Raw genomic sequence first — 25,411 nt, 5'->3', positions numbered from 1 at the left:
CCGGCGGTGCCGATCCCTCGGCCTTTGTAGGAGCGGCTTTAGCCGCGATCTGAAATCGGCGCAGGCGAACGATTCTACGATCGCGGCTAAAGCCGCTCCTACAAAGAGCCACATCACATCGCTGTGCATAATCGGGCTAGGCATCAAAAGAAGGCATTCCGATGACCCGCGAATCGAGCGCCACCTACCCACCGCTCAACACCCTGAAACCGGTCGCCGACGACGTCTGGATCGTCGATGGCCCGACCATCGAATTCGGCATGCCGTGGCCGAAGATGCCGTTCCCGACCCGGATGACGGTGATCCGGCTCGACGGCGACAACCTCTTCATCCACTCGCCGACGCCGCTGACAGCCACGCTCATGGCCGAGGTCGAGGCGATCGGCACCCCGCGCTGGATCGTCGGCCCAAACCGCATCCACTACTGGTGGATCCCGGAATGGCGGGAAGTGTTTCCAGACGCCCGCATCCATCTCGCCCCGCGTATCCGCGAGCAGGCCGACGGCCGCATCGACTTCGCCACCGCCGAGCTCGACCGCGACCGTGGCTATCCATGGGACACCGCGATCGCGACCTTGCCGGTGAGCGGAACCTTCATGACCGAGGTCGAGTTCTTCCACCGCCCCAGCCGCACCCTGGTGCTGACCGACTTCATCGAGAATTTCGAACCCGGCAAGTTCGACACGTGGTGGATGCGCTGGCTGACCCGGCTCGGCGGCGCGCAGGACCCCGACGGCCAGATGCCGCGCGACATGCGGCTGACCTATTCGAAACAGAAACCGCAACTCAAGGCCGCGGTCGAGCAGATGATCGCGTGGAACCCCGAGCGCGTGATCCTCGCCCACGGCCGCTGGTATCCGGCCAACGGCACCGCCGAATTGCGCCGCGCGTTCCGCTGGTTGCTGGAGTGATGTTGGCAGCCGGCCTCAGCCATGCACCGCCAGGAAGTACAGCACCAGCGCGAACAGCGCGAGCATGATCGTGGTCTCCAACTTGTTGACCGCGCCGTCGTCGGTGATCGACTTCCACAGCACCAGCAAGGTCGGGAAGCCGAACAGGATCACCGACACCGTTTCCAGGTCGATCGCGAGGATGCCGCCTTCCGGTAGTAACGGCACCACGCCCAGCCCCGACAGCAGCGCGGCGAACAGCAGCACCGCCGGCAGGATCACGAACGGCACCTGCACGATCGCGCCAAACACATTCGACAGCGCCAGCTGGGTCTTGCCCTTGAGGTGCGCGCTGGTGACCAGGATGTAGGCCGGCATGCCGGCGAGGAACGCGACCACGATCGCGCCGATCATCTCCGAATAGCCCTCGCCGCGCAGGAACCCGACGAGGTTGTCGGCGAAGTCGCCAACCGCGTGGCCACCGATCAAGGCGCCGATGCTGCCGAGACCGCCGTAGAACGCGATCATTCCCCACGACGCCGAGGCGCGGGTGGTGCCGCCCTCGGCCTGCTCAGCTCCGGCTTCGGTCGAAGTGCCGGAGAAACGCCGGATCAGGCTGCGCAGGTACACCACCATCACCGCCAGCAACGCCGCGGCGATCATCAGCAGGTCCCACAGCCCGAGCCCCTCGCCGGCGTGGCCGCCACCGTCGAACGAAGACATCGCGATCATCAGGAACCCCATCGCGATCATCAGCCCGGCCGCGCAGGCCAGCATGTCGGAGCCAAGCACGCTGATTGCCTTCGGCAACGACGCGTGGCCGTGCTCGTCGCGCGGCATCAGCACGCAGAAGATCGAGAACACCAGCACATTGATGTGCAAGGTCAGCAGCGTGACCACGAACGCAATGCGCACGTCGGCCGCGACCACGAACGCGAGCATCGCGATCTCCGGCAGGTTCGACGCGAGCCCGGCGATTACGCCGGCAACATACTCGTTCCAGCGCAGCTTGCCGGCCAGGCCGACCGCGGCGAGGATCATCACTTCGCAGGAACCGGCGATCGTCAGCAGGCCGCCGAGCGCGAGCATCGCGTTGACCGGCAAGGGCCAGTGCGGCCCGAAGTGTTCCATCGCCATTGCCGCAGCGACGATGCCGATGCCCACCGGCAACCCCCACTTCCACCATGTCCCGCCGCTGCCACCCGCCATCGCCGCCTCCATCCATGCCTTTGACGGGTCACGCTAACGCAAACCGGCGTAAAGGATGAACAACGTGGAGTTCCGCACAAAGAAAAAGCGGGCCGAAGCCCGCTTTTCCGTATCCAGCAATGAAGCGTGCGCGGCTTACTCGGCCGGCGCGCCCTCGCCTTCCTCGATGGCCTTCATCGACAGGCGGATGCGGCCCTGCTTGTCGACTTCGAGCACCTTGACCTTGACCACGTCGCCTTCCTTGAGCACGTCGCTGACCTTCTCGACGCGATCGTTGGATATCTGCGACACGTGCACCAGGCCGTCCTTTCCGGGCGAGATGGTGACGAACGCGCCGAAGTCCATGATCTTGGCAACCTTGCCCTCGTAGATCCGGCCCGGCTCGACGTCGGAGGTGATCTGCTCGATGCGGTCCTTGGCGGCCTGGCCAGCGATCGCATTGACCGAGGCGATCGTGATCGTGCCGTCGTCCTGGATATCGATCTGGGTGCCGGTCTCCTTGGTGATCGCCTGGATCACCGAGCCGCCCTTGCCGATCACTTCGCGGATCTTGTCGGGGTGGATCTTGATCGTGATCAGGCGCGGCGCGAACTCGGACAGCTCGCCACGCGGGACGGTCAGGGCGCTGCCCATCTCGCCGAGGATGTGCAGGCGACCCTGCTTGGCCTGGGCCAATGCGGCCTTCATGATCTCCTCGGTGATGCCCTGGATCTTGATGTCCATCTGCAGGGCGGAGATGCCCTCGCTGGTGCCGGCCACCTTGAAGTCCATGTCGCCGAGGTGGTCCTCGTCACCGAGGATGTCGGACAGCACGACGAAGTCGTTGCCTTCCTTCACCAGGCCCATCGCGATGCCCGCGACCGGCGCCTTGATCGGCACGCCGGCGTCCATCAGGGCCAGCGACGAACCGCAGACCGAAGCCATCGACGACGAACCGTTCGACTCGGTGATCTCCGAGACGATGCGGATCGTGTACGGGAACGCTTCCATCGTCGGCATCACCGCGAGCACGCCGCGCTTGGCGAGGCGGCCGTGGCCGATCTCGCGACGCTTCGGGCCCATCATGCGGCCGGCTTCACCCACCGAGTACGGAGGGAAGTTGTAGTGGAACAGGAAGTGTTCCTTGTACTCGCCCGACACGGCATCGATGATCTGGCCGTCACGTGCGGTACCAAGGGTGACCGCGACGATCGCCTGGGTCTCGCCGCGGGTGAACAGCGCCGAGCCGTGCACGCGCGGCAGGATGCCGACCTTGGAGGCGATCGGACGCACGGTGTCGAGCGCGCGGCCGTCGATGCGGACCTTGGTGCTGAGCACCGCGCCACGCATGGTCTCGTACTCGAGCTCGCCGAACTGCTTGGACAGTTCCGCGGCCTTCCAGTCGTTGGCTTCGCACTGCTCGGCCAGCGAGGCCAGGACTTCCTTCTTCAGCGCCGAAAGCGCTTCACGGCGCTCGGCCTTGTCGCGGATCTGGAACGCGGCGCCGAGGCGGTCCCCGATCGCGGCCTTGAGCGCACCGACCATGTTCTGGTCGGCTGCCGGGGCGGACCACTCCCACTTCGGCTTGCCGGCCTCGGCGACCAGCTCGTTGATCGCGTTGATCGCGACCTGCATTTCCTTGTGGCCGAACATCACCGCGCCGAGCATCACGTCTTCCGACAGCACGTCGGCTTCGGACTCGACCATCAGCACCGCGTCGGCGGTACCGGCGACGACCAGCTCCAGCTTGGAGTCTTCCAGCTCGGTCTTGCTCGGGTTGAGGATGTACTGGCCGTCCTTGTAACCGACCTTGGCGGCGCCGATCGGGCCGTCGAACGGGGCGCCCGACAGCGCCAGCGCGGCGGACGCGCCCAGCAGCGCCGGGATGTCGCCGTCGATTTCCGGGTTCATCGACATCACGGTGGCGATGATCTGGACTTCGTTGCGGAAGCCGTCCGGGAACAGCGGGCGGATCGGGCGGTCGATCAGGCGGGAGATCAGCGTCTCCTTCTCGGTCTGGCGACCCTCACGCTTGAAGAATCCACCCGGGATGCGGCCGCCGGCGTAGAACTTCTCCTGGTAGTCGACGGTCAGGGGGAAGAAGTCCTGCCCCTCGCGCGCGGTCTTGTTGGCGACGGCGCTGACCAGCAGCACGGTGTCCTCGATGCGGACGATGACGGCGCCGCCGGCCTGGCGGGCGATCTCACCGGTTTCCAGGGTGACCTGGTGCTTGCCGTACTGGAAGGTCTTGGTAGTTTTTGCCACGTTGGTTTCCTGTCTGTGCTGTGCGATCCAGGCAGCGCCCTTGCCCTGCCCGGTCGGTCGCCGGCTCGCGACCTCATAAACGAACCGCGGCGCATGGAAGCGCCGCGGTGGGAGTCTGTTTAGCGACGCAGGCCGAGCTTCGTGATCAGGGCCTTGTAACGGGTCGCGTCTTTACGGTGCAGGTAGTCGAGCAGGCTGCGACGACGGTTGACCATCATCAGCAGGCCGCGGCGGCTGTGGTGATCCTGCTTGTGCTCCTTGAAGTGGCCCTGGAGCATTTCGATGCGTGCGGTGAGCAGGGCGACCTGGACTTCCGGGGAGCCGGTGTCGTTGTCGCCGCGCTTGTTTTCTTCAATGACCTTGCTGGTGTCGATCGACATTTCTTGTTGCCTCGATGATGCGCGACCTGCAGAAACTCACCGACGCCGGGAATACCGACGCCGGCGCACCGCATGGTCCGCCGCTTGCTGGAAGGATGGAACTGGCTTGGAAAAGCCGGGGAATTGTAGCTCCCGGGGCACCCGGGAACAAGACGCCGGCCGGTCCGGCGGTCATTCACCGTGCGGTGTCGCCCAGATGAACAGGCGTTGGGGATGCAGCCGTCCGTCCGCATCGACGCGCCCCAGACCAAGCGCGCGGCCGTCGGCGGCGAAAATGGCCACCGGATCGGCCGGCGCTGCCCCGTCGGGTCGCACGGGCTGGCCGTGGCCGAGGGTGATCGCATCGGCCTCGGCCAGGGTGACCGCGGGGAAATCGGCGAGGCCGGCGGCGATCGGCAGCAGGCAGGCCTCGAGGGCCGCATCGCCCTGTTCGGCCAGTCCCTCCAACTCGTCGAGCGTGTACATCCGCGGCGCCCGGAACGGCTCGACCCAGAGCCGGCGCAATACCTCGACATGGGCGCCGCAGCCTAGGGTTTCGCCAAGGTCGCGAACCAGGCTGCGCACATAGGTGCCGGAGCCGCATTCGACCTGTAGCTGCAGGCGCGTGCCGTCGTGTTCAAGAAAGTCCAGTGCGTGGACGACGATCTCGCGCTCGGGTGCCTCGATCGACTCGCCGCGGCGAGCCTTGGCATACAGCGGCTCCCCGCCCTGTTTGAGCGCCGAGTAGATCGGTGCCCGCTGGATGATCGGGCCGCGCAGCGGCGCCAGCGCGGCCTCAATGGTGGCCGGATCAAATGACGGAACCGGGCGCTGTCGCAGCAGTTGGCCGTCGGCATCGTCGGTGTCGGTGGTCGCGCCGAGCATCGCGGTGGTGCGATAGGCCTTGCGCGCACCGAGCAGCAGGCCGGCAATCTTGGTCGCTTCGCCAAAGCACAACGGCAGCAGACCGGTTGCGAGCGGGTCCAGCGCGCCGGTGTGGCCGCCCTTCTCGGCGCGGAACAGGTGGCGCGCTCGTTGCAGCGCCTGGCTGGAGCTGAGGCCGGCCGGCTTGTCGAGCAGCAGGAGGCCGTGCAGCGGGCGGAATCTGGTTCGGGAACGTTTGGTCATCGCGTGGTGGGTGGCTCGCGATCGTTGGAACTCTGTAATCGCGGTGACTCTTGCGATTGCCCAGGGCTCTTGTAGGAGCGGCTTTAGCCGCGATCTGGAGTCGGCGCGGGCGACCGATTTCCGATCGCGGCTAAAGCCGCTCCTACACAAGGCAGGAATGAAACGCGAATTCCGATCAGGTCGGCTCGTCGTCGTCCGACGTCGGTGGCTTTTCGCGCAGCAACTGCTCGATACGCTCGCCACGATCGACCGAGTCGTCGTAGTGGAAGTGCAGCTCCGGCACGTGGCGCAGCTTCATCGCCTTGCCCAGCTCGTAGCGCAGCGGCTTGGTCAGTTCCTTCAGTCCCTTCATCGCCTCGGCCGAACGCTCCGGCTGCAACGCGGTGACGAACACCTTGGCATGCGCGAGATCGCGGGTGACCTCGACGTCGGACACGCTGACCGACGGCAGGCTGTGCTCGCGCACGGCTTCGTGGACCAGCGTGCCCAGCTCGCGACGGAGCTGGGCGGAGACGCGATCGCTGCGGTAGAACGATTTCTGTGCCATGGGCCGTTACAGCGTCCGCTGCACTTCGATGCGCTCGAAGCACTCGATCTGGTCGCCCGGCTTGACGTCGTTGTACTGCTTCACGCCGATGCCGCACTCGGTGTTGACCCGGACCTCGTCGACGTTCTCCTTGAAGCGGCGCAGCGATTCCAGCTCGCCCTCGAACACCACGGTGTTGTCGCGCAGCACGCGGATCGGCTTGTTCCGCTTGACCACGCCCTCCACCACCATGCAGCCGGCGACCGCGCCGAACTTGGAGCTGCGGAACACATCGCGCACTTCGGCGGTGCCGATGATCTCCTCGCGGATCTCGACCCCGAGGATGCCCGAGGCAACCTGCTTCACCTGGTCGATCACGTCGTAGATGATCGAGAAATAGCGCAGGTCGACACCGTTGGTCTCGATCAGCTTGCGCGCCGAGGCATCGGCACGGACGTTGAAGCCGATGATCGTGGCCTTCGAGGTCGATGCCAGTTGTGCGTCGGACTCGGTGATGCCGCCGACGCCGGAACCGATGACGTTGATCCGGATCGCCTCGGTCGACAGCGCCGTCAGCGCCTCGCGCAACGCCTGCACCGAACCCTGCACGTCGGCCTTGATGATCAGCGGCAGGCTGAGCTGGCCTTCGCCCTGGCCCAACTGGGCCATGATGTCTTCCATGCGGTTGCCGCCCGCGGCTGCGACCAGGCGCGACTCGCGGCGCTTGGCATCGCGCTGCTGGGCGACGTCCTTGGCCAGGCGCTCGTCCTCGACCACGACGAAGTCGTCGCCGGCATCGGGCACGCCCGACAGGCCGAGCACCTGCACCGGGATCGACGGACCGGCCGACTCGACCTGCGAACCGGTCTCGTCGAACAGCGCACGCACGCGGCCGTACTGCACGCCGCACACCAGGTAGTCGCCCTTCTTGAGCTCGCCCTGCTGGACCAGCACGGTGGCGACCGGGCCGCGCCCCTTGTCGAGCGAGGACTCGATGACCACGCCGGCGGCGCGACCCTCAGCCACGGCCTGCAGTTCGAGCAGCTCGGCCTGAAGCGAGATCGCATCGAGCAACCCGTCCACGTTCTGGCCGGTCTTGGCCGACAGCTCGACGAACTGGATATCGCCGCCGAACTCCTCGGCGACCACTTCCTGCTCCAGCAACTCGTTCTTGACCTTCTGCGGGTCGGCGCCGCTCTTGTCGATCTTGTTGACCGCGATGATCAGCGGCACGCTGGCCGCGCGCGCATGCTGGATCGCCTCGACCGTCTGCGGCTTGACGCCGTCGTCGGCCGCGACCACCAGCACCACGATGTCGGTGAGCTTCGCGCCGCGGGCACGCATCGACGAGAACGCCGCGTGGCCCGGGGTGTCGAGGAAGCTGATGACGCCCTTGTCGGTTTCGACGTGATACGCGCCGATGTGCTGGGTGATGCCGCCAGCCTCGCCGGTGGCGACCTTGGTGCGGCGGATGTAATCCAGCAGCGAGGTCTTGCCGTGGTCGACGTGGCCCATGATGGTCACGACCGGCGGACGCGCGACCTTGTCGCCCTCATTGCTCTCGACATGCGCGATCAGTTCGTTCTCGACGTCGGAGGCGTCGGCGCGCACCACGTTGTGGCCGAGTTCCTCGGTCACCAGCGCGGCGGTGTCGTGGTCGATGCTCTGGGTGATGGTCGCCATCACGCCCATCTTGAACAGTGCCTTGACCACCTCGCCGCCCTTCAGCGCCATCTTCTGGGCGAGGTCGGCGACGGTGATGGTCTCGCCGATCGCGACATCGCGCACGATCGGCGCGGTCGGACGGGTGAAGCCGGTGCCCGAGCGGGCCTGGTCGGAATGGCGACGCGGCTTGGCGCGACCGCGGGCACTGGTGCTGCGACGCGCGCGATCGGACGCACTCAGGTGCATCTGGCCGGCGAAACGCTTGGTGCGGTCGTCATCCTCGACGCCGGCGGCCATCACGTGCGAGCCGCGGGCGGGCTTGTGCTTGGACGGCGCGCTGCGGTCGTCGCTGCGCGGCGCGGCCGGCTTCGGGTGGCCATGACCATGCGTGGCGGCAGCCTTGGCCGGGATCTCGTCGTCGACGGCCAGCGCACTGACGTCGGCGGCGGCGGCCTGGATGGCTTCCTCCTCCTTGCGACGGGCGGCCTCTTCGGCTTCCTGCTTCAGTCGCTCGGCCTCTTCGGCGCGGCGCTTGTCGGCCTCGGCCAGGGCCTTCTGCTCGGCCAGGTTGCGCTGCTTGGATTCCTCCAGCTTGCGCAGGATCTCCGCGCGCTCGTCGGTCGGCTCCGGCTGGTCGGCGTCGGGACGGGTCAGGGTCACCTTCTTGCGCACCACCACGTCGACCGTGGAGCGCGCGGTCTTGCCGCCACCCACCGTCAGCTCCTGCTTGCGGCTGCGGCTCAGGGTGATCTTCTTCGGCGCGGCGCCCTCGGCCGGCTTGTCGGCCTTGCCATGGGTGCGACGCAGGAAGCCGAGCAGCTTGACCTTCTCGGTGCTGGTGACGGCCTGATCGGGGCCGCTGAAGGACATGCCGGCCTCGGCCAGCTGTTCCAGCAACTTCTCGACCGGCGTGTTCACCAGTTCGGCCAGCTTGCGGATGGTGGTTTGCTGCGACATTCGGTTTCCGTGTCCTGTGGCGCGGGGCACTTGCCCCACGCGTGATCGATCAATTCTAGCGCCGCGACATCATGGGCGCCTCGTTACGCGGACGCCTTACTCGAACCAGTGCTTGCGCGCTTCCATGATCAGCGCGGCGGCACGGGCCTGGTCGACCCCTTCCAGGTCGATCATCTCGTCGGTCGCCAACTCGGCCAGGTCCTCGCGGGTGACCACGCCACGCGCGGCCAGGGCGTAGGCCAGTTCGTCGTCCATGCCCTCCAGCGACAGCAAGTCCTCGGCGGGCTGGTGCTCGTCGAGCTCTTCCTCGGCAGCCAGCGCGTCATTCAGCAATGCGTCGCGGGCGCGGGCACGAAGCTCCTCGACGATGTCCTCGTCGAAGCCCTCGACCGCCAGCAACTCGCCGACCGGCACGTAGGCGATTTCCTCGACGGTGCTGAAGCCTTCCGTCACCAGGATCGCGGCGATCTCCTCGTCGACCTCGAGCTTGGCCTGGAACAGTTCGCGCGCGGCGACCTGCTCGGCCTCGGACTTGGCGGTGACCTGGTCCTGGGTCATCACGTTGAGCTGCCAACCCGACAGGCGGCTGGCCAGGCGCACGTTCTGCCCGCCCTTGCCGATCGCCTGCGCGAGGCGCTCCTCGGCGACCGCGAGGTCCATCGAGTGCTTCTCCTCGTCGACGATGATCGACTGCACCTCGGCCGGCGCCATCGCGTTGATCACGAACTGCGCCGGATTGTCCGACCACAGCACGATGTCGACGCGCTCGCCGTTGAGCTCGTTGGTCACCGCCTGCACGCGCGAACCACGCATGCCGATGCAGGCGCCGATCGGATCGGTGCGATTGTCGTGCGCGAGCACTGCGATCTTGGCGCGGTCGCCCGGATCACGCGCGCAGCCCATGATCGAGACCAGGCCCTGGCCGACTTCCGGCACTTCGAGCTTGAACAGCTCCATCATGAATTCCGGGGCGGCGCGGCTGATGAACAGCTGCGGGCCGCGCGGCTCGGTGCGCACGTCGAACAGATAGCCGCGCACGCGGTCGCCGGCGCGCAGCACGTCGCGCGGGATGCCCTTGTCCTTCGGGATGATCGCCTCGGCGTTGCCGCCCAGGTCGACGTAGATGTTGCCGCGCTCGACGCGCTTGACGATGCCGGTGACCAGTTCGCCGACGCGATCCTTCCACTGGTCGACGACCTGCGCGCGCTCGGCCTCGCGCACGCGCTGCACGATCACCTGCTTGGCGGCCTGCGCGGCGATGCGGCCAAAGCCGGGGTTCTCGATCTGTTCCTCGATGTAGTCGCCGACCTCGACGCCCTCGACTTCGTCGATCGCGTCCATCAGGCGGATCTGGCGGTCGGGCGACTCCATCACGACGTCGTCGGCAACCACTTCCATCCGGCGGAAGGTCTCGTAGCTGCCGTCCTTCTGGTCGATGGTGACGCGCACCAGCACGTCCTCGTCGTGGTAGCGCTTCTTGGCGGCGGACGCCAACGCGGCCTCGATCGCCTCGAAGATCACCGATTCCGGCACGCCCTTCTCATTGGCGACCGCGTCCACGACCAGCAACAGTTCCTTGCTCATCTCTTTACTCCGCCGGGGTCGGCTTGTCGGCCGCCGGCTTGTTGGTTGGTTTGTTGGTTTGCTTCTTGCCCTGCGCGGACTTGCCCGGCTTCTCCGGGACGAGTCCCAGCGCGGCCCAGTCGGGGACCAGCCGCGCCTTGTCGATGTTGTCGACGTCCGCCGTGAACTCGGCGCCGTCGACCAGGAACGTGATGGCCTCGCCCTCGATCCGCGCGATCACGCCGGTCAGGCGGCGACGACCTTCCTGCGGCAACTTCAGGGTGACCTTGGCGGTCTCGCCGGCAAAGCGCCTGAAGTGCGCGAGGGTGAACAGCGGGCGATCGATCCCCGGCGACGACACCTCCAGGGTGTAGTTGCCGCTGATCGGATCCTCGACATCGAGTTGTGCCGAGACCTCGCGGCTGACCGCCTCGCAGTCCTCGATGCTGACCGAAACCGGAAGTTCGCCTTCGGTCGCGTCGCCATCGGCTTGTTCGTCGACTGCAGGCTTGTCGATTGCGGGTTTATCGATATACAGCCGCACCAGCGCGCCGCCAGGGGCCGGCAGGTACTCGATGCCCAACAGCTCGACGCCCAGCGACTCGACGGTCGGGGCGAGCAATCTGGCAATTTCGGCCGCTTTGTCCGTCACGCGCTGGTACTCCTGCGGTTGCGTTGCGACTGGCGAATCAATATGTAAACCGAATCCGCAAAAACGAAAAAGGGCCCGAGGGCCCCTTGTCCGTACCGCTGGATTTCGGTGTGACGCGAGAGCAGATCGCATCACCAAGCCCGAGCCGCTGGCTAAAAAAGAAGCCTCTTCTCAGAGGCCTGCTTGTTCAGCCGAAGCTGGTAGCGGGGGTAGGATTTGAACCTACGACCTTCGGGTTATGAGCCCGACGAGCTGCCAGACTGCTCCACCCCGCATCAGGCCGATCATGGTACTGGTCGGCATCAACTTTGGCAACCCTTAACAGGGCTTTATTTGCACGGCGCGATCAAATCCCGAACGCATGCTGGCACCACGCCATGATCGGGCTCCAGGCGAAGCCCAGCGCCAGCAACGCAACGGCGTTAACGCCGAACACGATGCGCATCGGGCGGTTGCTGCTCGGCGCGGGCACTTCGCCTTCGGGCTCGTCGAAGTACATGACCTTGACCACCTTCAGGTAATAGAACGCGCCGATAACGGCGAACACGATGCCGACGATCGCCAGCCACATCATGTCGCCCTCGATCGCAGCCCGCAGCACCGCCAGCTTCGCCCAGAAACCCAGGAACGGCGGCACTCCGGCCATCGAGAACATGACCAGCATGACCATGCCGGCGAGCCACGGGTTGCGCGCATTCAGGCCTTTGTAATCGTCGATCCGGTCCGCCTCGAAACCTCGGCTGGACATCACCACGATCGCGCCGAAACCCGCCGCCGCCATCAGCGCGTAGACCAGCGCATAGAACATCGCCGCGGCGAAACCCTCCGGCCCACCACCGGCAAAGCCGAGGAACAGGAAGCCGACATGCGACACGGTCGAATACGCGAGCAGGCGCTTGAGGTTGGTCTGCATGATCGCGCCGAGATTGCCGATCGCCAGCGACAACGTCGCGAGCGCGGCCAGCATGATCTGCCAGTGATCCTGCAACGGCCCCACCGCGACTTCGAGCAGGCGGTAGGTCATCCCGAACGCCGCCAGCTTGGGCGCCGAGCCGATGAACAGCGTGATCGGGGTCGGTGCGCCGTGGTAAACGTCCGGCAACCACATGTGGAACGGCGCCGCTCCGAACTTGAAGCCGATGCCGGCGACCATGAACGCCACGCCGGTGACCAGCATCGTCATCGACTCCGTGGTCGATGCGGCGGCGGCGATCTCGTGCAGGCCGAGGGTGCCGGTGGCGCCATAGACCAGCGACAGGCCGTACAACAGCAGGCCGGACGCCAGCGCACCGAGCACGAAGTACTTGATGCCGGCTTCCGAGGCGAGCGGATTGTCGCGGTCGATCGCCACCAGCGCGTACGAGCACAGCGCCAGCATCTCGAGGCCGACATAGACCATCACCAGGCTGTCGGCGGACACCAGCAGCATCATCCCGAGCACCGCGAACAGCATCAGGATCGACATCTCGCCCTTGTACAGCCCGCGCTCGCGCATGTACGGCCACAGGTACACCATCGCCAGTGCCGACAGCACGGCCAGGCCTACCTTCAGCACGTCGGCGACCACGTCGCGCACGAACATCCCGCTGAGCACGCTGCCATGGCCACCGACGCCGAACACCACCAGCGCGGCGACGACCAGCAGCAGCGCGATCGACAACAGGTGGGTGGCGACACGCTGGCGCTCCGACAGGAACAGGTCGAGCATCAGCAGCGCGAAGGCGCCGCCCACCAGCACCAGCTCTGGCAGCAACGGCATCAACTCGGCGACGGAACGGAGGGGAACGGCAGTCATCTTCGGCTCTCGATCCGGTTAAAGCTTGGAACCCGCGATCTGCATCGCGAGGTTGGCGATGGACGGTTCCATCAGGTCGGTCAGCGGCTTCGGCCAGACGCCGATCAACAGCGTACCGATGGCGAACACGCCGAGCACGAAGGTCTCGCGTGCACCGATATCCTTCATCGTGGCGACGTTGTCGTTGCCGACTTCGCCCCACAACACGCGCTTGACCAGCCACAGGGTGTAGCCGGCGCCGATGATCAGGGTCAGCGCCGCCACGAACGCGATCAGCGGATGCTTCTGGAACGAGGCCATGATCACCATGAACTCGCCGACGAAGCCCGACGTGCCCGGCAAGCCGGAATTGGCCATCGCGAACAGCACGTAGAACACCGCGAACCACGGCATCACGTTGGCGACGCCGCCGTAGTCCTTGATCCGGCGCGAATGCAGGCGGTCGTACAGCACGCCGACGCTGGTGAACATCGCCGCCGATATGAAGCCGTGGCTGACCATCTGCACCATCGCGCCCTGCAGGCCGAGGCGGGCGGCATCGAGGTTGCCGTAGTCGCGCACCAGGCCGAACGCGATGAAGGTGCCCAGGGTCACGAAGCCCATGTGCGAGACCGACGAGTACGCGATCAGCTTCTTCATGTCGTCCTGCGCCAGCGCGACCAGGCCGACGTAGACGATCGCGATCAGGCTCAGCGCGATCACCAGCCACGCCCATTCGGCGCCGGCGTCGGGCACGATCGGCAGGGTGAAACGCAGGAAGCCGTAACCGCCGATCTTCAGCATGATCGCGGCCAGGATCACCGAGCCGGCGGTCGGTGCCTCCACGTGCGCATCCGGCAACCAGGTATGGACCGGGAACATCGGCACCTTGACCGCGAACGCGATCAGGAAGCCGAAGAAGATCCACATCTGCTCCGTTGCCGACAGTTGCAGCGCGTACATGTCGGCCAGCTGCCAGCTGCCGCCCTTGAGGTACAGGTAGATCAGCCCGATCAGCATGAACAGCGAGCCGAGGAACGTGTACAGGAAGAACTTGATCGAGGCGTAGACCCGGCGCGGGCCGCCCCAGACACCGATGATGATGAACATCGGGATCAGCATGCACTCGAAGAACACGTAGAACAGCATCGAGTCGAGCGCCGCGAACACGCCGATCATCAGGCCTTCGAGGATCAGGAACGCGGAGTAGTACTGGTTGACCCGCTTGTCGACGTTCCAGGCGCCGATCAGCACCAGCACCGAGGTCAGCGCGGTCAGGCCGATCAGCGGTACCGAGATGCCGTCCGCGCCGAGGTGGTAGCGGATGTCGAAGGCCGGGATCCAGGCGCGGTCCTCGACGAACTGCATTGCCGCGGTGCCCATGTCGAAACCGCTCAGCAGCGGCACGCACAGGGCCAGCACGATGGTGGCCACGACGGTGGCGAACCAGCGGGCGGCGTTGGCGCGCTCGTTGCCGAAGGCGAGGGTCAGCAGGCCACCGACGATCGGCAGCCACACCAGCAGGCTCAGCAGGGGCAGCGCGTGTTGCAGGGGCTGCAAGGGCTCAGGATTCACGTAGCAGTCCTTGTCAGTTCAGGTAACGGATGAGCACGGCCAGCATCACGATCAGGCCGACAATCATCGCGAAGGCGTAATGGAACAGGTAACCCGACTGCGCGCGGCGGCTCAGCGCGGCGACCAGCTCGACCACCCGTGCGCTGCCGTTGACCGCAACGCCGTCGATCACATGGGTATCGATCGCGCGCGACGCCTTGCCGAGGCCGAGGCTGCCGCCGGCGAAACCGCCGATCCACAGCGCGTCGAAACCGTACTTGTTCTCCAGCACCCGGACGGGCCAGGCGAACAGCTTGCGTGCCTTGGCCGGCAGCTCCGGCTTCCACCAGTACATGACGGTGGCCAGGGCGAAACCGGCGAAAGCAAGCCAGAACGCCGGCGCCTGGAAACCGTGCAGCGCGAACGCAACCGGCCCGTGCCAGACCTCCTTCTTGAGCGTCGCCATCACGTCGTGCGCGGCGTTGACGTCAATCGCGCCGAGGAAGAACGGCAACTGCTCGACGTGGCCGCTCCAGTCGGTACCGAACAGCATCGGACCGGCGGTGAAGAAGCCGATCAGGACCGACGGGATCGCCAGCAGGATCAGCGGCAGGGTCACCACCCACGGCGATTCGTGCGGGGTGTGCGCTTGGTGGCCGTGGGCGTGATCGTCCCCGTGCTCGTGCGCGAACGCGGCGGCATGCTCGGTGGAGTCGGCTTCCGGCTCGACATAGCCCGCAGGCGCCTTGTCGTGGAAGTGCTCCTTGCCGTGGAAGGTCATGTACAGCAGGCGGAAGCTGTAGAACGCGGTCACGAACGCACCCAGCAGCACCGCCCAGTACGCGTACTGGCCGATCCAGCCACCGTGCTCGCTGGCGTGGTGAGCCGCCTCGATGATGGAGTCCTTGGAATAGAAGCCGCTGAAGAACGGCGTGCCGACCAGCGCCAGGGTGCCCAGCAGCATGGTCCAGTAGGTGATGGGCATGTACTTCTTGAGGCCGCCCATCCGCCGCATGTCCTGTTCGTGGTGCATGCCGATGATCACCGAGCCGGCGCCGAGGAACAGCAGCGCCTTGAAGAAGGCGTGGGTCATCAGGTGGTAGACGCCGGCGCTGTAGGCCGACACGCCCAGCGCGACCGTCATGTAGCCCAGCTGCGACAACGTCGAGTACGCGACCACGCGCTTGATGTCGTTCTGCACGATACCGATCAGGCCGGTCCAGAACGCGGTGGTGGCGCCGATGAACAGCACGAAGTTGAGCGCGGTCTGGCTCAGTTCGAACAGCGGCGACATCCGCGCGACCATGAAGATGCCGGCGGTGACCATCGTCGCGGCATGGATCAGCGCCGAGATCGGGGTCGGGCCTTCCATCGAGTCCGGCAGCCACACGTGCAGTGGAACCTGCGCCGACTTGCCCATCGCGCCGATGAACAGGCAGATGCAGATCACCGTCGCGATCGACCACTCGTAATCGGAGACGATCGCCATCTTCATCCCGGCGATGCTCGGCGCATTGGCGAACACGGTGCCGTAGTCGAGCGAACCGAACATCAGCAGCACCCCGGCGATGCCGAGCAGGAAGCCGAAGTCGCCGACGCGATTGACCAGGAACGCCTTGAGGTTGGCGAACACCGCGGTCGGCTTCTTGAACCAGAAGCCGATCAGCAGGTATGACACCAGGCCCACCGCTTCCCAGCCGAAGAACAGCTGCAGGAAGTTGTTGCTCATCACCAGCATGAGCATCGAGAAGGTGAACAGCGAGATGTAGCTGAAGAACCGCTGGTAGCCCGGGTCCTCGTGCATGTAGCCGATGGTGTAGATGTGCACCAGCAGCGACACGAAGGTGACCACCACCATCATCATCGCGGTCAGGTTGTCGATCATGAAGCCGATGTGGGCCTCGATGCCGCCGACCTCGAACCAGGTATAGACGTTCTCGTTGAACGCCGGCGCGCCCTGCCCGACCAGTTGCCACAGCACCCAGGCGGACATCGCGCAGCTGGCGGCGACGCCGAGGATCGTGACGACATGTGCGCCGGCGCGGCCGATCCTGCGGCCGAACAGGCCGGCGATGATCGCACCCAGCAGCGGCGCCAGCACGATCGCCAGCAGCAGGGACTTGGAAATCATGTGCTCCACACCCGGCATCGGATCAGCCCTTCATCGAATCGATTTCGGCGACGTTGATCGTTCGCCGGTTGCGGAACAGCGTGACGAGGATCGCCAGGCCGATCGCGGCCTCGGCCGCGGCCACGGTCAGGATGAAGAACACGAACACCTGGCCGGACGGATCGCCGAACTGGCGCGAGAACGTCACGAAGTTGATGTTGACTGCCAGCAGCAGCAACTCCAGGCACATCAGCAGCACGATCACGTTCTTGCGGTTGATGAAGATGCCGGCGACGCTGATGCAAAACAGCGCGGCGCCGAGCGCGAGGAAGTGACCGGGGGTCAGCACGAACAGATTCACGGCTTCACCTCCGCATCGCCCGCTTCCGCCGGCGGCGCCGGTTTCACCGCGTCCATCTTGACCATGCGTACCCGATCGCTGGCACGGACCCGGGCCTGGTCGCCCGGGTTCTGCCGCTTGCCGCCCTCGCGGCGACGCAAAGTCAAAGTCACCGCCGCGATCACCGCGACGGTCAGGATCACCGCGGCGGTCTCGAACGGCAGCAGGAACTTGGTGAACAGCGCACGCGCCAGCCACTCGGTGTTGGGAATGTTGGCGGCCTGGGCGGCGTCGGTCGCCAGCGGCACCGACATCTGCACCTTGACCCCGATCAGCACCAGCATCTCCACCAGCATCACCACAGCGACCAGCAGGCCGACCGGCAGGTAGCGCACGAAGCCTTCGCGCATCGGGGCGACGTCGATATCGAGCATCATCACCACGAACAGGAACAGCACCATCACCGCACCGACGTAGACCAGGATCAACGCGACCCCGAGGAACTCGGCACCGGCGATCAGCCACAGGCAGGCGACCGAGAAGAACGTCAGCACAAGCGACAGCACCGCGTGGACCGGGTTCTTGACGCTGATGACCGCCAGCGCGGACGCAATGGCCGCGGTGGCGAAGACGATGAAGGCAATGAAAGCGAGGTCCATGGCGGGCACTCAGCGAAAAGGTGCGTCGGCAGCGCGGCGTTCGGCGATCTCGGCTTCGAGCCGGTCACCGATCGCCAGCAACTGCGGCTTGGTGACGATGTTCTGTCCGCGCTGGTCGAAGTGGTATTCGTGGATGTGGGTCTCGACGATCGAGTCCACCGGGCACGACTCCTCGCAGAAGCCGCAGTAGATGCACTTGAACAGGTCGATGTCGTAGCGCGTGGTGCGGCGGCTGCCGTCCTCGCGCTTCTCGGAGTCGATCGTGATCGCCAGCGCCGGGCACACCGCCTCGCACAACTTGCAGGCGATGCAGCGCTCTTCGCCGTTGGGATAGCGACGCAACGCATGGATGCCGCGGAAGCGCGGCGACTGCGGCGTCTTCTCCATCGGGTACATCAGCGTGTATTTGGGCTTGAACAGGTACTTGAGCGTGAGCCACATGCCAAGCAGCAGCTCGACCAGCAGCAGGCTCTTGAAGTAGGAAACGATGCGCGTCATGTCAGTCTCATTGCCCCGGCAGGAACACGTCGTAATAGGCCATCAGCGACACCACCACAATCCACGCGATCGTGATCGGGATGAACACCTTCCAGCCCAATCGCATGATCTGGTCGTAGCGGTAGCGCGGGAACGTGGCGCGGAACCAGATGTAGCAGCTGGCGAAGAAGAACACCTTGGCCAGCATCCACCACCAGCCGTCGACCGACAGCAGCGGGATGCCCAGGCCCTGCAGTGGGCTCAGCCAGCCGCCGAGGAAGAAGATCGAGACCAGAAAGCTGATCAGGATCATGTTGGCGTACTCGGCCAGGAAGAACAGCGCGAACAGCGCGCCCGAGTACTCGACCATGTGGCCGGCGACGATTTCCGACTCGCCCTCGACCACGTCGAACGGCGCGCGGTTGGTCTCGGCCACGCCGGACACGAAATAGATCACGAACAGCGGCAGCAACGGCAGCCAGAACCACTCCAGGAACCCGGCATTGCCGGCCTGCGCCATCACGATCTGCGACAGGTTGAGGCTGCCGGCGGCGACCATCACCCCGACCAGGGCGAAGCCCATCGCGATCTCGTAGGACACCATCTGCGCGGCGGCGCGCATCGCGCCGAGGAACGCATACTTCGAGTTGGAGGCCCAGCCGGCGAGGATGATGCCGTACACGCCCAGCGAGGTCATCGCCAGCAGGTACAGCAGCCCGGCGTTGGCGTTCGACAGCACCACCTGGGCGTCGAACGGCACCACCGCCCACGCCGCGAACGACGGCACCAGCACCAGCAGCGGCGCAAGCTTGTACAGGAACGGCGAGGCGCTGCTCGGCTGCAGGACTTCCTTGAACAGCAGCTTGAACACGTCGGCGAAGGTTTGCAGGATGCCCATGCCGACGTACATCGGCCCGCGACGCACGTGCATCCAGCCGATCAGCTTGCGCTCCCACAGCACGTAGAACGCGACGGCGATGATCACCGGCATCGCGATCAGCAGGATCTTCAGCACGATCCAGGCGCCCTCGCCGAGCATGCCGAAGGACTGGAAGCCCTGGTGGATCGAATCAATCATCCCGGCCACCATGCTCAAGCCCTCCCCGCCTGCACCCGACCGGCGCCCAGCGGCGCGGTGGCGCCGTGGCCGCCTTCGATCCAGACCGTGCCCGGCGCGACCTTGTCGCTGACCGACACCGACAGGGTTGCAGTGCCCGCATCGCTGCCGAACTTGCCGGTGCCGCCATCGACCAGGCCGAGCGCATCGGCATCGGCGCGGTTGAGTACCGCGCGCGGCGGAATGTTCAACGGATGCGACTGCAGTGCGGCGGCGCGGCGCACGACCGCATCGCTGCGGTAGATCGCTGTACTGACTGCGATCTCGAGGCCTTCGGTCGCGGTTGACGGCGGGCGGCCGACCATCGGTGCAACCTCGCGCTTGGCGAGGCTCGCACGCAGGCCGGCCAGATCGGTGAACTCGAATCCGGCCGCTTCAAGCGCCCCACCGAGGGCACGCAGCACGCGCCAGCCGGCACGCGCCTGGCCCGGTAGCTTGCCGCCAGCGGTGGCGGACTGTTCACGACCGTCGAGGTTGGTCAGGGTCGCGTCGATCTCGGGCAGCAGGCCGATCGGCAGGATCACGTCGGCGACCGCACGGGTCGAGGAGCAGGCGAAGTGGCTGAAGGCCACGACCTGCGCGCTGCCCAGCGCTTTCATCGCGCTCGCGGTGTCAGCGAAATCCAGGCCCGATTCGATGCCGTAGAGCACGTAGGCGGTGCGCGGCTCGGCCAGCATCGAACCGGCGTCGCGGCCGCTCGGGAGCACGCCATGATCGGCCAGGCCGATCGCGTTGGCGCCCTGCGGAATCCGGCACAGGGCGGCTCCGGTGGCGGCGGCGAAATCATTCGCGGCCGCGCGGATCGACGACGCATGCGGACCGTTTTCGGCCAGCGCGCCAACAATCACCACCGCGCTCGAACCGGCTTTGGCCGCCTCGCGCAGTTCGGCATTGGCCAGCGCCGCGGCCATCTGCGATGGCGCAACGATCTGCTTGCCGGCGAGGTCGAAGGTCTGGTCGAAATCGACCGGATTGACCACATGGACCCTGGCGCCGTTCTGCCAGGCCTTGCGCACGCGCGCATTGACCAGCGGCAACTCGTGTCGCAGGTTCGCGCCGACGATGACGATCACGTCGGCCTTGTCGATCTCGGCCACGCGCATGCCGAAGACGTCGGCGGTCGCGGCGTCCGACAGGTCGTGCTGGGAGATGCGGTGATCGAGGTTGCCGGTGCCGAGCGCGTCGGCAAGACGGGCGAGCAAGGCGCCCTCCTCGTTCGAGGTTGCCGGGTGTACCAGCATGCCAAGCTGGTCGGCGCCGTTGTCGCGCAGGATCTGCGCGGCCTTTGCCAGCGCCTCGTCCCACGAGGCCTCGCGCCACTCGCCGCCATCCTTGACCATCGGTATCGTCGCGCGGTCATCCGCGTACAGACCCTGGAACGAATAACGGTCGCGGTCCGACAGCCAGCATTCGTTGACCGCATCGTTGTCACGCGGAACGCTGCGCAGCACTTCGCCGCGACGGACGTGGTGGAACAGGTTGCTGCCGAGTGCGTCGTGGTAGCCCAGCGACTCGCGCGCCATCAGCTCCCAGGCGCGGGCCTTGAACTGGAACGGCTTGTTGGTCAGCGCGCCCACCGGGCACACGTCGATGACGTTGCCCGACAGCTCGGTGGTCAGCGGCTTGCCGTCATAGGTCCCGATCTGCAGGTTTTCGCCGCGGTACATGCCGCCCAGCTCGTAGGTACCGGCGACCTCCGCGGTGAAGCGCACGCAGCGGGTGCACTGGATGCAGCGGGTCATCTCGGTGGCGACCAGCGGGCCGATGTCCTCGTCGGGCACCACGCGCTTGCGTTCGGCGAAGCGGCTGACCGAACGGCCGTAGCCCATCGACAGGTCCTGCAACTCGCACTCGCCGCCCTGGTCGCAGATCGGGCAGTCAAGTGGATGGTTGATCAGCAGGAACTCCATCACGTTGCGCTGCGACTTCAGTGCCTTGTCGCTGCGGGTGGTGACCTTCATGCCGTCCATCACCGGCGTTGCGCAGGCCGGCGCCGGCTTGCCCATCTTCTCGACCTCGACCAGGCACATGCGGCAGTTGGCCGCGATGGACAGCTTGTCGTGGTAGCAGAAGCGAGGGATCGGGATGCCGGCCTTGTCGGCGGCGTGGATGATCATCGAGCCCTTCGGCGCGGTCATCGGCACGCCGTCGATCTCGATCGAGACGTGGTCCGGCGGCACGTTCGGGTTGGACGGCTGCGCACTCATGCCGCTTGCTCCACCTTGCCCGCGGCCTGGTCGTCGACCAGGAAGCGCTTGTTGACGATGGCGTATTCGAACTCGTCCCAGAAATGCCGCAGGAAACCCTGCACCGGCCACGCCGCGGCTTCGCCGAACGCGCAGATGGTGTGGCCTTCGATCTGGCCAGCCGCGGCCCTGAGCATGTGCAGGTCCTCGACCGTCGCCTGCTTCTCGACGATCCGGGTCAGCATGCGGTACATCCAGCCGGTGCCCTCGCGGCACGGCGTGCACTGGCCGCAGCTCTCCTTGAAGTAGAACCGGGCGATGCGCTGGCAGGCGCGGACCATGCAGGTGGTTTCGTCCATCACGATCACCGCACCGGACCCGAGGCCGGAACCGGCCTTCTGGATCGCGTCGTAATCCATCGTGAGGCCCATCATGGTGTCGGCCGGCAGCACCGGCATCGACGAACCACCCGGGATCACGGCCTTTAGCCTGGCACCGTTGCGCACGCCACCGGCCAGCTGCAGCAGGTCGGCGAACGAGGTGCCCAGGCGGATCTCGTAGTTGCCGGGCTTGGCGACGTGACCCGACACCGAGAAAATCTTGGCGCCGCCGTTGTTGGGCTTGCCGAGGTTGAGGAACCACTCCGCTCCATTGCGGACAATCGCCGGCACCGAGGCATAGGTCTCGGTGTTGTTGATCGTGGTCGGCTTGCCGTACAGGCCGAAGTTGGCCGGGAACGGCGGCTTGTAGCGCGGCTGGCCCTTCTTGCCTTCCAGCGACTCCATCAGCGCGGTTTCCTCGCCGCAGATGTAGGCGCCGGCGCCGAGCGCGTTGTGGATATCGATGTCGATGCCGGAACCCAGCACGTTCTTGCCCAGCCAACCGTGCTTGTAGGCCTCGGCGGTGGCTTCTTCCAGGTGTTCGAACGGCTCGTGGTGGAACTCACCGCGCAGGTAGTTGTAGGCCACGGTGCTGCCGGTCGCGTAGCAGGCAATCGCCATGCCCTCGATCACCGCATGCGGGTTGTAGCGCAGGATGTCGCGGTCCTTGGCGGTACCCGGCTCCGACTCGTCGGAGTTGCACAGGATGTACTTCTGGGTGCCGCTGCCCTTGGGCATGAAGCTCCACTTCAGGCCGGTCGGGAAGCCCGCGCCGCCGCGACCGCGCAGGCCGGACTGCTTGACCATCTCGACCACATCGGCTGGCGCGATCTTCTCTTCGAGGATCCTGCGCAGTGCGCTGTAGCCCCCGGTCTTGAGGTAGTTCTCGTACGACCACGGCTTGTCGAAGTGCAGGGTCGTGTAGACGACACTGTGCTCGACCGGAGCCGGGCCGACCGGGCCGTAGCCCTGCGAATAATCGTGGTGCGCCATTACTTGAGCCCCTCGAGCAACTCGTCGACCTTCGCGGTGTCGAGCTTCTCGTGGTAATGACCGTTGATGACCACCACCGGCGCGCCGCAGCATGCGGCCAGGCACTCTTCCTCGCGCTTGAGGAATACCCGGCCGTCGGCGGTGGACTCGCCCAGCTTGCAGCCGAGCTTCTTCTCAGCATGGGCGACCAGCGCTTCGCCGCCGTTGAGCCAGCAGCTGATGTTGGTACAGAAGGCAACGTTGTTGCGGCCGACCTGCTCGGTCTCGAACATCGAGTAGAAGCTGGCGACCTCGTAGGCCCAGACCGGCGGCAACGACAGGTACTTGGCGACCGCGGCGATCAGCTCGTCGCTCAGCCAGCCGTCGTTCTGTTCCTGCGCCGCATGCAGCCCCTGCAGCACGGCCGAACGCTTGCGGTCCGGCGGGAACTTGGCCAGCCAGTGGTCGATGTGCGCGCGGGTCTTGTCCGACAACGCGACCATCGGGTCGACGTGTTGGCAGGCCTCGAAATTTCCGGTCGCTTTCATTCTTTGATCAATCCTCAGCAATCGTCGCGATGGCCCGGGGCCATCAGCGGTCGATCTCGCCGAACACGACGTCGTAGGTGCCGATCATCGCCACCACGTCGGCCAGCATGTGGCCCTTGACGATCTCGTCCATCGACGACAGGTGGGCAAAGCCCGGCGCACGCAGCTTGCAGCGAAACGGCTTGTTGGCGCCGTCCGACACCAGGTAGCAGCCGAACTCGCCCTTGGGCGCCTCGACCGCGGCGTAGGTCTCGCCGGCCGGCACGCAGTAGCCTTCGGTGAACAGTTTGAAGTGGTGGATCAACGCTTCCATGTCGTCCTTCATCTCCTCGCGGGAGGGAGGAGCGACCTTGTAGTTGTCGATCATCACCGGGCCGGGGTTGGCCTTCAGCCATTGCACGCACTGCTTGATGATGCGGGTCGACTGGCGCATCTCGGCGACGCGCACCAGGTAGCGGTCGTAGCAGTCGCCGTTGACGCCGACCGGGATGTCGAAGTCGACTTCGGCGTATTTGGCGTACGGCTGCTTCTTGCGCAGGTCCCACTCGACGCCGGAGCCACGCAGCATCGGACCGGTCATGCCCCAGGCCAGCGCGGTTTCCGGGCTGATCACGCCGATGCCGACGGTACGCTGTTTCCAGATGCGGTTGTCGGTCAGCAGGGTTTCGTATTCGTCGACGCGGGTCGGGAAGTCGTTGCAGAACGCGTCGAGGTAGTCGAGCAACGAGCCCTCGCGCCAGTCATTGAAGCGCTTGAGGTCCTTGCCCTTGCGCCACGGCGACTCCTTGTACTTCGACATCCGGTCCGGCAGGTCACGGTAGACGCCGCCGGGACGGTAGTAGGTCGCGTGCATGCGCGCGCCGGAGACCGCCTCGTAGCAGTCCATCAGCTCCTCGCGCTCGCGGAACGCGTACAGGAACACCGCCATCGCGCCGAGGTCGAGCGCGTTGGAACCGATCCACATCAGGTGGTTCAGGATCCGGGTGATCTCGTCGAACATGGTGCGGATGTACTGCGCCCTCACCGGCGCCTCGATCCCCATCAGCCGTTCGATCGCGAGCACGTAGGCGTGCTCGTTGCACATCATCGACACGTAGTCGAGCCGGTCCATGTAGCCGATCGACTGGTTGAACGGCTTGGATTCGGCGAGCTTCTCGGTGCCGCGATGCAGCAGGCCGATGTGCGGATCGGCGCGGTTCACCACCTCGCCGTCCATCTCCAGGATCAGGCGCAACACGCCGTGCGCGGCCGGGTGTTGCGGACCGAAGTTCAGGGTGTAGTTGCGGATCTCCATGCTGTTGAGCGTGGAGGCGTTGACCAGTGGCATGTCGGAAGCGGGCATGTTGTTGGCGGGCGTGCTCATGGCTTCGCCTCGCGTCGCTGCGCGGACTCGCCGGCCGAGGTCTGGTAGCGCGAGTCGTCGCGGATCACGCGCGGCACGAGCACCCGCGGCTCGATCGAGACCGGCTCGTAGATCACCCGCTGCTTGTCGGCGTCGTAGCGCACTTCGACGTTGCCGATCAGCGGGAAATCCTTGCGGAACGGATGACCGACGAAGCCGTAGTCGGTGAGGATCCGGCGCAGGTCCGGATGGCCTTCGAAGATGATGCCGTAGAGGTCGAACGCCTCGCGCTCGAACCAGTTGGCGCCGGGCCAGACCGAGGTCAGCGAGTCCACCACCGGCAGCGCATCATCGGCGGCGAAAGTACGCAGGCGCACGCGCAGGTTGTTCTGGACCGATAGCATATGGGCGACGGCGGCAAACCGGCGCTCCGGCGCATCGGCGGCGCCATTGGGCGACTCGCCCCAAACGAAACGGCCGGCGCCCTTGCCTTCGACGCCGCGCGAGAAGCCTTCCGAGGAGACCTCGGTGTCCCACTCGTCGGAGCCGTAGCTCAGGTAATCGACGCCGCTCACGTCGACCAGTTGCTCGAAACCGAATTCGTCACGCAACGCCAGCGCCACCGACCGCCAGTCGGCCGGGGCGACATCCAGGGTGACTTCACCGCGTGGCTCGACGACCGTAACCAGGCCATCGGTGAAGCGTGCCTCGAGGCGTTCGGCGAATGCGGCCGCGGTCATGCCTTGCAACGGCCTGCCT

At 65.9% G+C, this 25,411-nt stretch carries 21 protein-coding genes and 1 tRNA gene; 1 reads left to right on the top strand and 21 read right to left on the bottom strand.

All coding sequences use genetic code 11. The annotated features are described in order from the left end of the window. Positions 1-161 precede the first annotated feature (161 nt). Positions 162-911: a DUF4336 domain-containing protein gene (locus SNE34_RS02410; RefSeq protein WP_332614341.1), complete on the top strand. Its 750-nt coding sequence runs from the start codon at positions 162-164 to the stop codon at positions 909-911. Between the two features lie 15 nt (positions 912-926). Here the strand turns inward: SNE34_RS02410 and SNE34_RS02405 are convergent, their stop codons facing one another. From SNE34_RS02405 to SNE34_RS02305, 21 genes are all read right to left on the bottom strand, one after another. Continuing rightward, entirely contained in the window at positions 927-2,099 is a 1,173-nt protein-coding gene (locus tag SNE34_RS02405) for a sodium/calcium exchanger protein (protein WP_332614339.1), read from the bottom strand. 135 nt (positions 2,100-2,234) lie between these two features. Then, positions 2,235-4,343, bottom strand: a complete 2,109-nt coding sequence (gene pnp, locus SNE34_RS02400; RefSeq protein WP_332614337.1) for a polyribonucleotide nucleotidyltransferase — start codon at positions 4,341-4,343, stop codon at positions 2,235-2,237. A 119-nt stretch (positions 4,344-4,462) separates the two neighbouring features. After that, on the bottom strand, positions 4,463-4,723 hold the full coding sequence (rpsO, locus tag SNE34_RS02395) for a 30S ribosomal protein S15 (RefSeq protein ID WP_332614335.1): 261 nt from the start codon (positions 4,721-4,723) through the stop codon (positions 4,463-4,465). A 171-nt stretch (positions 4,724-4,894) separates the two neighbouring features. Beyond that, positions 4,895-5,830: a tRNA pseudouridine(55) synthase TruB gene (gene truB / locus SNE34_RS02390; protein WP_332614333.1), complete on the bottom strand. Its 936-nt coding sequence runs from the start codon at positions 5,828-5,830 to the stop codon at positions 4,895-4,897. A 175-nt stretch (positions 5,831-6,005) separates the two neighbouring features. Then, positions 6,006-6,377: a 30S ribosome-binding factor RbfA gene (rbfA, locus tag SNE34_RS02385; RefSeq protein WP_332614331.1), complete on the bottom strand. Its 372-nt coding sequence runs from the start codon at positions 6,375-6,377 to the stop codon at positions 6,006-6,008. Between the two features lie 6 nt (positions 6,378-6,383). Next, positions 6,384-8,978 carry a translation initiation factor IF-2 gene (gene infB, locus SNE34_RS02380; RefSeq protein ID WP_332614330.1) on the bottom strand — a complete coding sequence of 865 codons (2,595 nt, stop codon included), beginning with the start codon at positions 8,976-8,978 and terminating at the stop codon, positions 6,384-6,386. Positions 8,979-9,074: 96 nt separating this feature from the next. Beyond that, positions 9,075-10,562, bottom strand: a complete 1,488-nt coding sequence (gene nusA, locus SNE34_RS02375) for a transcription termination factor NusA (protein ID WP_332614328.1) — start codon at positions 10,560-10,562, stop codon at positions 9,075-9,077. A gap of 4 nt (positions 10,563-10,566) precedes the next feature. Continuing rightward, complete coding sequence (locus SNE34_RS02370; protein WP_332614326.1) at positions 10,567-11,193, bottom strand: ribosome maturation factor RimP; 627 nt, start codon at positions 11,191-11,193, stop codon at positions 10,567-10,569. A 198-nt stretch (positions 11,194-11,391) separates the two neighbouring features. Further along, positions 11,392-11,468 (bottom strand) — tRNA-Met (locus SNE34_RS02365). Between the two features lie 71 nt (positions 11,469-11,539). Continuing rightward, entirely contained in the window at positions 11,540-12,988 is a 1,449-nt protein-coding gene (gene nuoN, locus SNE34_RS02360; RefSeq protein ID WP_332614324.1) for an NADH-quinone oxidoreductase subunit NuoN, read from the bottom strand. An 18-nt stretch (positions 12,989-13,006) separates the two neighbouring features. Then, on the bottom strand, positions 13,007-14,506 hold the full coding sequence (locus tag SNE34_RS02355; RefSeq protein WP_332614622.1) for an NADH-quinone oxidoreductase subunit M: 1,500 nt from the start codon (positions 14,504-14,506) through the stop codon (positions 13,007-13,009). A gap of 49 nt (positions 14,507-14,555) precedes the next feature. After that, the gene (nuoL, locus tag SNE34_RS02350) at positions 14,556-16,661 is read right to left on the bottom strand and encodes an NADH-quinone oxidoreductase subunit L (RefSeq protein WP_332614322.1); all 2,106 of its coding nucleotides are present in this window, start codon (positions 16,659-16,661) and stop codon (positions 14,556-14,558) included. A 13-nt stretch (positions 16,662-16,674) separates the two neighbouring features. Beyond that, a complete protein-coding gene (nuoK, locus tag SNE34_RS02345; protein ID WP_332614620.1) occupies positions 16,675-16,980 on the bottom strand; it encodes an NADH-quinone oxidoreductase subunit NuoK in 306 nt (101 codons plus the stop codon). A gap of 8 nt (positions 16,981-16,988) precedes the next feature. Then, on the bottom strand, positions 16,989-17,630 hold the full coding sequence (locus SNE34_RS02340) for an NADH-quinone oxidoreductase subunit J (RefSeq protein WP_332614320.1): 642 nt from the start codon (positions 17,628-17,630) through the stop codon (positions 16,989-16,991). A 9-nt stretch (positions 17,631-17,639) separates the two neighbouring features. Next, a complete protein-coding gene (nuoI, locus tag SNE34_RS02335) occupies positions 17,640-18,128 on the bottom strand; it encodes an NADH-quinone oxidoreductase subunit NuoI (RefSeq protein WP_332614318.1) in 489 nt (162 codons plus the stop codon). Positions 18,129-18,135: 7 nt separating this feature from the next. Further along, complete coding sequence (nuoH, locus tag SNE34_RS02330; RefSeq protein ID WP_332614316.1) at positions 18,136-19,185, bottom strand: NADH-quinone oxidoreductase subunit NuoH; 1,050 nt, start codon at positions 19,183-19,185, stop codon at positions 18,136-18,138. A gap of 14 nt (positions 19,186-19,199) precedes the next feature. Then, a complete protein-coding gene (nuoG, locus tag SNE34_RS02325) occupies positions 19,200-21,431 on the bottom strand; it encodes an NADH-quinone oxidoreductase subunit NuoG (protein ID WP_332614314.1) in 2,232 nt (743 codons plus the stop codon). Further along, the gene (gene nuoF / locus SNE34_RS02320; protein ID WP_332614312.1) at positions 21,428-22,783 is read right to left on the bottom strand and encodes an NADH-quinone oxidoreductase subunit NuoF; all 1,356 of its coding nucleotides are present in this window, start codon (positions 22,781-22,783) and stop codon (positions 21,428-21,430) included. Before nuoF ends, nuoG begins: the two co-directional genes overlap by 4 nt. Next, complete coding sequence (gene nuoE, locus SNE34_RS02315) at positions 22,783-23,310, bottom strand: NADH-quinone oxidoreductase subunit NuoE (protein ID WP_332614310.1); 528 nt, start codon at positions 23,308-23,310, stop codon at positions 22,783-22,785. The genes nuoF and nuoE overlap by 1 nt, the downstream gene beginning before the upstream one ends. Before the next feature lie 43 nt (positions 23,311-23,353). Then, positions 23,354-24,652 (bottom strand): NADH-quinone oxidoreductase subunit D, encoded by a 1,299-nt coding sequence (locus SNE34_RS02310; RefSeq protein ID WP_332614619.1) that lies wholly within the window; start codon positions 24,650-24,652, stop codon positions 23,354-23,356. A gap of 17 nt (positions 24,653-24,669) precedes the next feature. After that, the gene (locus tag SNE34_RS02305) at positions 24,670-25,392 is read right to left on the bottom strand and encodes an NADH-quinone oxidoreductase subunit C (RefSeq protein ID WP_332614309.1); all 723 of its coding nucleotides are present in this window, start codon (positions 25,390-25,392) and stop codon (positions 24,670-24,672) included. Positions 25,393-25,411: the final 19 nt, after the last annotated feature.

Origin of the sequence: Novilysobacter erysipheiresistens (assembly GCF_036663935.1) — a bacterium.
GTDB lineage: Bacteria > Pseudomonadota > Gammaproteobacteria > Xanthomonadales > Xanthomonadaceae > Novilysobacter > Novilysobacter erysipheiresistens.
Note: the sequence above shows the minus strand (reverse complement) of the source record. Positions and strands in the feature narration are given on the sequence as shown.